General features: G+C 37.7%; 8 protein-coding genes and 2 tRNA genes. 6 read left to right on the forward strand and 4 right to left on the reverse strand.

The window, feature by feature from the left end; genetic code table 11:
* The first annotated feature begins 652 nt into the window (after window positions 1-652).
* Window positions 653-3,301 (forward strand): ATP-binding protein, encoded by a 2,649-nt coding sequence (locus RM545_RS02690; protein WP_311493778.1) that lies wholly within the window; start codon window positions 653-655, stop codon window positions 3,299-3,301.
* Here the strand turns inward: RM545_RS02690 and RM545_RS02695 are convergent.
* Window positions 3,276-3,956: a LytR/AlgR family response regulator transcription factor gene (locus tag RM545_RS02695; protein ID WP_311493779.1), complete on the reverse strand. Its 681-nt coding sequence runs from the start codon at window positions 3,954-3,956 to the stop codon at window positions 3,276-3,278. The genes RM545_RS02690 and RM545_RS02695 overlap by 26 nt on opposite strands.
* A gap of 111 nt (window positions 3,957-4,067) precedes the next feature.
* Here RM545_RS02695 and RM545_RS02700 point away from each other — a divergent pair, with 111 nt between their 5' ends.
* Window positions 4,068-5,558, forward strand: coding sequence for a vanadium-dependent haloperoxidase (locus RM545_RS02700; RefSeq protein WP_311493780.1), 1,491 nt, complete (start codon window positions 4,068-4,070; stop codon window positions 5,556-5,558).
* A gap of 614 nt (window positions 5,559-6,172) precedes the next feature.
* Here RM545_RS02700 and RM545_RS02705 read toward each other — a convergent pair.
* Together RM545_RS02705 and RM545_RS02710 are read right to left on the reverse strand one after the other, a co-directional pair.
* A tRNA-Asn gene (locus RM545_RS02705) sits at window positions 6,173-6,246 on the reverse strand.
* A gap of 45 nt (window positions 6,247-6,291) precedes the next feature.
* Window positions 6,292-6,365, reverse strand: a tRNA-Asn gene (locus RM545_RS02710).
* 236 nt (window positions 6,366-6,601) lie between these two features.
* Between RM545_RS02710 and RM545_RS02715 the strand changes: the two genes are divergently transcribed.
* Genes RM545_RS02715 through pncA form a run of 3 tightly spaced genes read left to right on the forward strand, consistent with a single transcriptional unit; the run spans window position 6,602 to window position 9,165 of the window.
* Complete coding sequence (locus RM545_RS02715) at window positions 6,602-7,123, forward strand: macro domain-containing protein (protein WP_311493781.1); 522 nt, start codon at window positions 6,602-6,604, stop codon at window positions 7,121-7,123.
* 24 nt (window positions 7,124-7,147) lie between these two features.
* Window positions 7,148-8,557, forward strand: a complete 1,410-nt coding sequence (locus RM545_RS02720) for a nicotinate phosphoribosyltransferase (protein ID WP_311493782.1) — start codon at window positions 7,148-7,150, stop codon at window positions 8,555-8,557.
* The gene (gene pncA / locus RM545_RS02725; RefSeq protein WP_311493783.1) at window positions 8,554-9,165 is read left to right on the forward strand and encodes a bifunctional nicotinamidase/pyrazinamidase; all 612 of its coding nucleotides are present in this window, start codon (window positions 8,554-8,556) and stop codon (window positions 9,163-9,165) included. Before RM545_RS02720 ends, pncA begins: the two co-directional genes overlap by 4 nt.
* Here pncA and RM545_RS02730 read toward each other — a convergent pair.
* Window positions 9,162-9,932 (reverse strand): THC0290_0291 family protein, encoded by a 771-nt coding sequence (locus RM545_RS02730; protein ID WP_311493784.1) that lies wholly within the window; start codon window positions 9,930-9,932, stop codon window positions 9,162-9,164. The genes pncA and RM545_RS02730 overlap by 4 nt on opposite strands.
* Before the next feature lie 202 nt (window positions 9,933-10,134).
* Here RM545_RS02730 and gdhA point away from each other — a divergent pair, with 202 nt between their 5' ends.
* Entirely contained in the window at window positions 10,135-11,478 is a 1,344-nt protein-coding gene (gene gdhA / locus RM545_RS02735) for an NADP-specific glutamate dehydrogenase (RefSeq protein WP_311493785.1), read from the forward strand.
* Window positions 11,479-11,560: the final 82 nt, after the last annotated feature.

An 11,560-nucleotide genomic window follows, 5' to 3' on the forward strand; every position in this document is an offset into this window, starting at 1 on the left:
GAGAGTGTACTTCATTATTATGAAATTTGAAGAGGTAATATTTTCCTGAAGATCACTACAGTTTTTTGCGAACTGTCTAATATTTTCATGAAACATTAAGAAAAACATAATTATACTCAAATATAAAGACAGCTTAGTCCCTGTACTAAGTGTTTTTTTGCAGATAACAATACTTTTTTTGCCCATATCTCATAAACGGGGATTTAATAGCACACTTAATATCACAAGAGGTAGTTAAAGCAGTCCATGAGTGCTTGTAGATCTCCTTTTAAGGGGGTGTTTTACTCCGCGGAAAGGTGGTTGTACTTAAGAAATTTGCAAATGAATAGAAAGCTCATCCTTACAGCTACTGGAAGTCGAAAATTGACGTTTTGGAGCCCACTCTTTGAAAGAGCTATACTACAATTGATTTCCTTGAAGTAACGCATTTCCCTTTCCCCTGTAAAAAACTTTTTCTGTAAATTCTGATGTGTCTTCCGGAAGCCAGGAGCACATAAAAATGGCATCAAATAGTGAGCTGAATCATTTAATCTTCCATTTTAAAGGTTATTCAAGAGATGAAATTTTTCCAACTGAAGTTAAGAAGCTTATGTTCGTTTGTTTTAAATTTAAATAAAGCATACATTGAAACATATTCTCTTATTCTTTTAACTTGAAGTTTAGGTATTCCATAGTAACCCGTTTTGCCCTCTTTTTTACTGCACTCATTATTTTTTCGATCCTTTTATCGGGATACCTGGTTTTTAGGAAAGCATCAGGAGTAATTGTAGAATATTCTCAGGATCGTATAAACCACTCGTCTGAAATGGCAGAGCAGGCTTTTTATGCATTGCTAAACGAAGTGTCGAATGATATAGCGGTAATCGCCAACAGTCCAACTCTTCAGGAATATGTAGATAATCCATCCCATGAAAACACTTCCGACATAGATCAGCTATTTCAAATTTTACTTCAGAAAAAACCTTCCTACTTTCAAATAAGGTGGATAGGGGTCCAGGGTAACGGAAAGGAGATCATTCGCTTTGATAAAAGAAATAATGAAGTTTTTAAATCAGATACCTTACAGGAAAAAGGAGATCGGGAATATTATAGGAAAAGCCTTGAAATAGGACAGGGCGAATTCTATTTTTCTGAAATTAACCTCAACGAGGAATATGGGGTTATAAGCGAACCCTTAACACCTACCTTACGAGCGGCTAGCCAAATCTTTAACTCTGCGGGTGAACCTATGGGGATTCTGGTGATCAACGTTAATATGAATAAATTATATGAAACTCTTGACCGTATTGCAGGCAGCGATTACCAAGTGTATTTAATTGATTCAAAAGGAGAGTATCTATATTCTCCGGTCGAAGAAGATCGGTTTGCAAGTCAGAGAGATAAAAATCATAATTTTTATACGGATTTTAATATTGACCCGGTAGAGAAACTCGGTAGCGAAGAGAATTTTGATTTATTGAAGACTGAAAATCAAATCTATCTTTCCTCTATTAAGGAACTGGAATATTTTAAAGGGAGAAGGAAGGTTTATCTAATTTCATCCATAGAACAGCAGATTTTACTCGAGAGTGCCCGTGCAGTACGCCGATACAGCTTAAAAACACTTTTTATTGTATGCCTGTTGTCTATTTTGGTTTCCTTGATTTTTACCAGTTTTCTTTCCAGTAAAATAAAGCAGATTACCCGGGCGATTAGTAATTATGAAGAAGGATTGAGTAATAATATTAGTTTACCGGTTAATAGGAAAGATGAGATAGGAATTCTTGCAAGTTCCTTTACAAAAATGAAAACTCGTATAGATGAAAATGTAGAGGCATTGAATCAATCTCTGGAAAAAGAAAAACATGCAAAAAAACAGCGGGATGAATTTTTGCAAAATATGAGCCATGAGATGAGAACACCCCTCAATTCGATTCTTGGACTTACTCAAATTCTTTATAAGCATTCACCTTCTGAAGCTCAGCTTCCAATCATTAGTTCCCTCGAAAAAAGTGCGAATAACCTGGCCGGGTTGGTCTATGATGTTTTAGATCATCAAAAACTGGTGGAAGGAAAATTACAAATCAGCCATCAATCAACAAATATTGCTAAACTTTTAAAAGATATTCATTCCAGTTATCAATTTGAAGCAGTTCAAAAAGGACTGATCTTTACTTTAAGCGTGGATAAAAAACTTGAGGAAAACAGATTTAAAACAGATCCTCTCCGTTTGTCACAAATAGTGACTAATCTGGTTGTAAATGCACTAAAGTACACACGGGAAGGTAAAGTAGTTCTGACCGCCAAAATTGTAAGCTTTAAGACTGAAACTCCGGTTTTGGAAATTGAGGTGAAGGACACAGGAATAGGGATAGAATCTGAAAATATTGATCGTATTAACGACAGGTTTTTTAGGGAAAAAGAAGATTTATCGGGTAGATATAGCGGCTACGGGCTGGGGCTTTCTATAGTAAAACAATTAACAGAACTCTTTGGTGGCGAATTACTGGCAAAATCTACAAAGGGGAGTGGTTCCGAATTTTGTGTAAAAATTCCTGTAGCCATTTCCGGGCAGGAAAAAAGAAACAAAGATCAAGGTGCGGGACAAACTATTGCTCCCAGATTAGATAATACATATCATGTTTTATTAATTGAAGACGACATTTCCACAGTAGAACTAATGAAACATATACTGGATGACAATAAGATTACTTTACAACAGGTAGACCATCTAAATGCAGCCTTGGAAATCCTGAATACCGGTTTTCCAGATTTGATTATTAGCGATTTAATGCTGGAAGACAGGAATCTACAATCCGTATTAGTAGATTGGGTAAACTTAAAAAAAATTAAGTGTCCTCTTATTGTTGCTTCCGCTCTTGAACCTGGCGATCTGAAGAAAGTGAGTCCATTTTATTTTCAAAAACCGTATAATCCAAAAGATTTGAAGGATCGTATATACCAACTTTTAGGAAAAAATGAATTTCCAACTCCTGATTTTTCTAATATTTACAGTAACTATGATAACGATCCCGGTAAAGTTTCAAGGGTATTAAAGCTGCTTCACGAAGAGTTTCATACTTATTTGGAGCGTATCTATAAGGCTGCAGAAAAAGGAGATCAAAAGGAGTGGGAAGCGATTTTGCATAAGCTTATTACCCACATAAATAACCTGGCACTTTACAAGCTTGAAGAAATATTACCTGAAAAAGTAGCTTCAGTAAATAGAGCTAAGCTGGAGATCATTCATAATCATTTTGCCTACTACCTATGTTGTATTAGAACCGAGAGATATTTCAATTTAAAAGATCGATCTTCTTAAGCAATTCTTTTTCGTAACTGGTGCTGACTGGTATATGTTCTTTTTCAATCTGAATGGCATTATTATCAATACATTCTATCTTGTTAAGATTGACAATATAAGAACGGTGGACTTTTTGAAAGAAATCCGGTAGTTTAAGTTCAAGTTCTTTTAAGGTCATCAAGGTCAGGATTTTTCTTTTTTCCATGAAAATGGAAATATAATTTCCTTCAGATTTAAAAAATTTAATTTCAGATAAATTAATTTTAATGAGTTTACTCCCTTCCTTAACAAAAATCCGTTCTTCTTGTTCCTTGTGTCGGGTAGGGAATGACTGAGCTTTTTGAAAACCCTTATAAAATCGGGAGTAATTAATAGGTTTTAAAAGGAAATCAACTATTTGATCATAATTATAAGATTCTGAAGCAAAGTCTTTATGCGAAGTAACCATTATCACCGGGATAGTGGAATCAAGAATATTGAGGATATCTTTACCAGTAATATCAGGCAGGTCAAAATCTAAAAATATCAGATCAAAACGAGAACTATTAATAAGATTAATAGTTTCAAAACCTGAGGCTGCCATGCTAACACCTTCTATTCCTTTTGTCTTGCTACAAAAGTGCTGCAGTAAATCGCAAATTAAAGGATCATCATCAACAATTAGACACTTCATAGACTTATCAAATAAATGAATGGTTTCATCAACGAATATACCTAATTCATATAATAATAATTATTTGAAGGCTATGATTTCATATTATTGAGTTGCTAAAAACATCATCAAATGAAGTTTAAACTACTTTTTTCTTCCATTGTATTTTTATTACTATTTGTTTCTGAGGGAAATTCTACTGAATTAAATGGTAAGGTCAACGAAACAGAGCCTAAAGGAGCCGATAATGTCGCCTATCAATGGGCATATCTGGCGCTTATGGCAACCGCTCATGATACTGATGTAAATAAACCACGGCCTACTGTTACATCAAGGTATCTCGGACTAATTTTTACTTCTATTTTCGATGCCTGGACTCGCTACGATGAAAAAGCCAGCCCTCTATATTTACAAGATGTGGAAAGGCGTCCTGAAACAGAAAGAAGACTTAGGAACAAGGAAATTGCTATAAGTTACGCTGCATATAGAGCTTTAGATACATATTATCCTTTTGATGGACAGGTGTTTCGGGACAAAATGCTGGAGTTAGGTTTGGATCCTGATAACACTTCCTTAGATCCAAATACTCCCGCGGGCATAGGAAATCTGGCTGCCAGGACTGTTATGGAAAGAAGGATGAGTGACGGATCAAATCAATTTGGCGAAGTGGAGGGATCAGATGGAACTCCCTATTCAGACTATACAGGCTATATGCCGGTGAATGACATTGATAACAACATTGATCTTAAAAGATGGCAGCCCAAATATTTTATAAATGAAGAAGGTGAGAAATATAACCCCGGTTGTTTAACTCCATACTGGCAAAATGTTGAACCCCTTTTAATGAAAAAAGCAGATCAGTTTCGTCCGGGACCTCCTCCGGCTATAGGTTCTAAGGAACTTGAAATGGAAGTGCAGGAAGTAGTTGATTTGCAGGCAAATTTAACTCCTGAAAATAAAGCACTTGTTGAATTTATGCGTGATGGTCCTCTTTCAGCCCAACAAGCCGGACATTGGCTCGTGTTTTCTCAGGATGTTTCGGTAAGGGATCAGCACACGCTTGATGAAGATGTTAAAATGTATTTTTATGTAGAATCTGTGGCATTGGATGGTTTCATTGCCTGTTGGGATGCAAAAATGTTTTATGATTATGCGCGTCCTTATGCTCTTGTACATGCCTATCTTAAAGATAAAACGATACGTGGTTGGGCAGGACCCGATAAAGGTATGGTTACTATGAAAGGACAGGAGTGGAGACCTTATTCTCCCGACTCTTTTTTATGTCCTTCCTTCCCAAGCTATGTTTCAGGTCATAGCACCATAAGTGGTGGCTGTGCCGAAGCGCTAAGGCTCTTTACGGGCAGTGATGAGTTTGGGGTTGAGGTAGAGCTCATTCCGGGAGAACTTACAGAGCCTGATAATTTAGGTGAGCCGGTAGTTCTTCAGTTTCCGACATTCACTAAAGCCGGGGAAATGGCAGGTATATCAAGAGTAATGGGGGGATATCATATTCAGTCTGATAATATTGAAGGTTTAAAGCTGGGCCGGAATATTGCACAATATAACTACCGGAAATATCTTGAACTTATAGGGGAAGATGTTAGTGGTCAAGCCGGTCAATAGGATAGCCTTTTTGACTGTATATTAAATCTGCTGCCTGAGACGATCCGGATATAACAATTCTTATTGTCTCTGTGTTTACAGTGCCACTTGTACTTCTGCTATAAATTGGTTGAGGACAATAATCTTATACTGCTTGCTAAGCTGAGAATCTAAATGCGCTTCTAAATTACAAGAACAGTTTCAGAAGCATTGTTTACAAAAAAAGGGGTCGTAAAATCACGTACAGTTCGGCTGTGGAGAACTTTTTTGGTGTTACAGACCTCATGCTTATCCACCACTTAGCTTTAAAGGTTCTTCAAAGTAAAGTGATAAGATGAAGCAAACTTTGCTCTGCCTGGTAAAGAATCTCTCTCTTCTTCTTCAAAGTTCCCAGATCATGGATCTGCTTAACATCTATTTTAAAGTTGTTTTGGTTTCAAAATACTCTTCATCCTGAATGGTTCCTGTAACTTTAATGGAAAAGTCCACTTTAAAGTCATCTCGAAGCCTGTGCAATTCTTTTCGGAATAAATTTTTCTGAAGTAAGGAGAAATATGCTCTTTATGTCTTCTGAAGTGAAAAAGAGAGGGATTAAAAAAAGTAAAGCCTTTCGATTTCTCAAAAGGCTTCTTTTGCTCCTCCTCTTGGGCTCGAACCAAGGACCCTCTGATTAACAGTCAGATGCTCTAACCAACTGAGCTAAGGAGGACTTTCAATAAGTCAGAATTTTTGAAAAGCTTTCTGTTGCTTTTTGCTCCCCCTCTTGGGCTCGAACCAAGGACCCTCTGATTAACAGTCAGATGCTCTAACCAACTGAGCTAAGGAGGAATTTCGCAATCATTTTTGCGGATGCAAATATAATGTATTTTTTGTTTCTCGCTAAATATTATTAAAAAAATATCAGTAAAGTTTAAGTTGGAAGGTATGTCTAAAAAGCAATCCTCTCTTCGGTTAAAACAAAAGGAAAGTAAACAAAATCATAATTTGAGATATAGAAAAATTAGAATATGATTTTTTATACCGCGGTAATATGCTAAATTCATAAAAAATATTTTATAGAGCTTATGCATAAAAAAGTTAAATTATTGGCTGTCAAGGGTGGAATTACGCAACAACCAGACGTAATGGCCATAGTAAATGCGGCCAATGCCCACCTGACAACAGGGGGTGGCGTGGCAGGTGCAATTCATCATGCAGCAGGTAATGACCTTTATAGAGAATGCCAGGAATTGGCGCCTATAAGGCCGGGTAATGCTGTGATCACTAAAGCTTACAATTTACCTAATGATTATATTATCCATTGTCTTGGACCCGTTTACGGCAAAAACAAACCGGAAGACGTTATATTAGCCAAATGCTATAAAAATGCGCTGCGGCTTGCAGAAGAATATAAGATCACCTCTATAGCTTTTCCTGCAATTGCCACCGGCGTTTTCGGATATCCAATAGAAGAAGCAACCGAAGTCGCAATAAAGACAATTTTAGCAGAACTTCCCTCTCTTAAGCATTTGGAAAAGATTAAATTTGTCCTATTCTCAGAGGCAGATCTGGTGATTTACCAGAAAAAGCTTGCAGAAGTTCAATAGGTTAATAACGAAGGCAAATTTTGTATGTTCGATTTTACTGCTACTTATACAGATCAGTACCAGCTTGCTATGGCCCAGGTTTATTTTGAAAATGGCCATAAGGATCACCGCTCTGTTTTTGATTATTTCTTTCGAAAATTGCCATTTGAAGGAGGTTATGCAGTTTTTTCGGGACTGGAGGATTTATTGGAGATTATTGAAAACCTAAGCTTTGATAAAAAGGATATCGCTTATCTGGAACAAACGGGATTTAGTGAGAAATTCCTGAATTACCTTAGGGATTTCAAATTTCAGGGCTCTGTATATTCAGTAAAGGAAGGTGATGTGGTATTTCCAACAAGGCCTGTGCTGCAAATAGAAGCAAACATTATAGAAGCCCAGATCGTTGAAACCCTGCTCCTTAATTTGTTAAATTTTCAAACGCTTATTGCTACTAAGGCCAGCAGGATGAGGCTGGTGTCGGGAGACCGTCACTTATTGGATTTCGGACTTAGAAGAGCACAGGGTCCCGGAGGTTATTATGCCACCAGGGCAGCCATTACAGGTGGATTCGACGGTACAAGTAACGTTGTAGCTGCCAGAAATTTTGATATTCCGGTTTCCGGTACTATGGCGCATTCTTTTGTGCAGAGTTATGATAACGAAATTGATGCTTTCCGCAGTTTCGCCAAAGGTCGTCCCGAAAATTGCGTTTTACTGGTCGATACTTATAACACTTTAAACAGCGGAGTTCCGAATGCAATCAAGATTGCTAAAGAAATGGAAGAGCGGGGGCAGAAGCTTCTGGCTATTCGGTTGGATAGCGGCGATTTGGCATACTTTGCTAAAGAAAGCAGAAAACTTCTTGACAAAGCTGGACTGGAATATGTGAAAATTGCCGCTTCTAATCAGCTGGACGAGTATGTGATCAAAAGTCTGCTGGAGCAGCAGGCTCCAATAGACATATTTGGTGTAGGTACAAACCTTGTTACGGGAAATCCCGATTCTGCTTTGGACGGAGTTTATAAACTGGCCGAGTCTAATGGGAAGCCACGAATAAAGCTTTCAGAGAGTCTGGCGAAAGTGACGCTTCCGCATAAAAAGCAGGTTTTCAGAATTAAAAATAGTAGTGGGCAATGTGTTGGAGCAGACGCGATAGGTTTAAGATCTGAATCCAGAATCGAGGAAATGTTTCATCCTTTTGAACCTTATAAATCGATGAAACTCCAGAATTTTGAACAGGAACCACTGCTTCATGAGGTGATGAAGAATGGGAAATCCCTTGTAGAGAAGCAATCACTTAAAGATATAGCAGATTACAGCCTTTCCAGGTTGGCCGAACTGCCTATAGAATATAAGCGTTTTAATAATCCACATATTTATAAGGTTGGGATTAGCAGCGCATTAAGAGAGGATCGTGATAAATTAATTAAAGAATATAAACAACTGTCATGAAAGCGCTTTTAATTATTGATGTTCAGAATGATTTTATGCCGGGAGGTGCTTTAGCGGTTCCTGAAGGGGATAAGATCGTTTCGATTGTGAACAGGCTTCAGGATAAGTTTGAGCTTGTAATTGCCACCCAGGACTGGCATCCTCAAAATCATGCGAGTTTTGCTGAAAACCATTCCGAAAAAACTGAATTTGAAACGATTGATCTGAATGGAATTCAGCAAATTCTATGGCCCGTGCATTGTGTACAAAATTCTGGAGGAGCTGAATTTCATCCTGAGCTGAAAATTGCCAAAATTGAAGCCATCTTCAGAAAAGGAACAAACTCTGAAATTGACAGTTACAGCGGTTTTTATGATAATGCTCATCTAAAATCTACGGGACTTGCAGGTTACCTTCGGGAAAAGGGTGTAAAGGAGATCTATTTCTGTGGTCTTGCTGCAGAATTTTGTGTTTCTTTTTCAGTTAAAGATGCATTACAGGAAGGTTTTTCAGCAACATTAATAGAAGATGCTACGAGGGCTTTGGATAATGCGGAATTTAAAAGGACAAAGGAAGAAATCTTAAAAAAAGGGGGAAAAATTATAACTTCTGAAGAGCTCTTCGACTAAAAATTGATTTGATAAACATATCCAAAACCTACCCAGAAAACCCAATCATCAGCTTTGTTTTGGGGGGCGTCAATATTTAGTCCGTCAATCCAGTCGCTGCCATAATAATGCCATTTTCCCTCTATCATGATATCCCCGCTGCGGTGCACTTTATAACGGACTCCCATACTACCGATTGCGGCAAAGGTATTATTCGCATCGAGATCAATACCGTCCTTAAAAGTCGGAAAGACATTATTGCGATCCTCCAAAGGTCCAAGGTCTGAATATGCATCTGGTCTAAAGTGCACATAATGCACTCCCAGGCTTACGTAAGGAGAAAAGAGGTATCCAAAATTGGCAAAATCTTTAATGTTTAGAGGGTGGTATTCCAAATGCATTCCCACTTCATAAGTTTCTGAGAAACCATGCATCGCTCTTAAAAGCTTACCGCCAGTGGTATTTTCAGAAGCTACGGGCCCATGGTGTTCCAGGTTAGAACGTAAATAATCAAACTCACTTCGTATTCTGAAATGGTTATTGAAAAACCGATTTCTGGTGTAACAATTACATTCTGCATCAAAAGCAAAGTTAATGTAGTGAACAATCCCTATCCCTATTCCTGAATTACTTATGTTGTTTTCAACATTCCATCGCTCTCCATAATCAGTAAAGAAAGAAGATGGACCAACTAAGACTCCAATTTCATGCGAGAATCCAAATTGAGAATAGCTTTTGCCATAGAAAGAAAGGAAAAAGAATAGTAATAAGAATGCAGTGCGGAGCATTATGACTGGTATAGTTAGAAACAAATATATGAAAAGAACCTTAACAAGGTTAGAAAAGGTATATTTCCCCCCGGATTCACATTTTTTCTCATGTTAATATTATATCAAAACATAAAATTGAACAGCTATGGCTTGCAGAAATCTTATATTTGCAGGGCATAAAAGCAATATTTTTTAATAATCCTCATTATATATCTTTAGTATGGAACAAAACGTGAAAGATTTTCTGGATAAAATATCAAAAAGAAACCAAAATGAACCTGAATTTATGCAAGCGGTTCATGAAGTTGCAGAAACAATAATTCCTTTTATAGAAAAAAATAAAAAATATCAGAACGCTAAACTTCTAGAGCGCATGGTTGAACCGGAAAGGGTAATCATGTTTAGAGTGCCATGGCTGGATGACGAAGGTGAAATTCAGGTAAATCGTGGATTTAGAATTCAGATGAATTCTGCCATTGGGCCTTACAAAGGAGGGCTGAGGTTTCACCCATCAGTTAACCTGAGTATTCTAAAGTTTCTTGCTTTTGAGCAGGTATTCAAAAATAGTTTAACCACTCTGCCCATGGGCGGTGGGAAAGGAGGTTCAGATTTTGATCCAAAAGGAAAGTCTGATAATGAAGTAATGCGATTTTGCCAGAGCTTTATGACCGAGCTTTCTAAACATATTGGAGCAAATACAGATGTGCCGGCAGGTGATATTGGAGTTGGCGGCCGTGAAATAGGCTATCTTTTTGGACAATATAAAAGGTTGCAAAATGAATTTACCGGAATCTTAACCGGGAAGGCTATTTCTTACGGTGGTTCGTTAATACGTCCGGAAGCTACAGGTTATGGTAATGTTTACTTTACAGCAAATATGCTCTCCAGAAAAGGAGATAAAATAGAGGGCAAAACCTTAATTATTTCCGGGTCTGGAAATGTGGCGCAATTCGCTGCAGAAAAGGCCCTGCAATTAGGAGGTAAAGTGGTTACCATGTCAGATTCCGGAGGATACATCTACGATGAAGAAGGAATAGACCAGGACAAACTTAAATTTATAATGAACCTCAAAAATGTGGAGCGCGGCAGGATAAGTGAATATGTCGAGGAATATCCAAAAGCAAAATATTACGAAGGACAAACTCCATGGACAGTTAATTGTGATATTGCGATGCCTTGTGCCACTCAAAATGAGTTGCAGAAGGAAGATGCCGAAGCTTTAGTAAATAACAATTGTATTTGCGTGGGAGAAGGTGCGAATATGCCTTGTACCCCGGAAGCCGTGGAAGTTTTTCAGAAAGCTAAAATTTTATTCTCTCCGGGGAAAGCATCAAACGCAGGTGGCGTGGCCACTTCAGGACTCGAGATGTCACAGAATTCTATGCGCTATTCATGGACTTCAGAAGAAGTAGATAAAAAACTTCACGAAATAATGAACGATATACATGCAAAATGTGTTGAATTTGGAACAGATGAAGATGGATATGTAGATTATGTGAAAGGAGCCAATATTGCCGGCTTTGTAAAAGTAGCCGACGCAATGCTTGCCCAGGGAGTCGTTTAAATTCTATTTTCATACAATTTTAAGAGGTCGTCTGAAATTGCCAATTTTCGTCCTTCTGATTATTTTCAGTTGAAGAAAAAAG

It is taken from the genome of Autumnicola lenta (assembly GCF_031846515.1).
In the GTDB taxonomy this organism is placed as follows: domain Bacteria; phylum Bacteroidota; class Bacteroidia; order Flavobacteriales; family Flavobacteriaceae; genus Autumnicola; species Autumnicola lenta.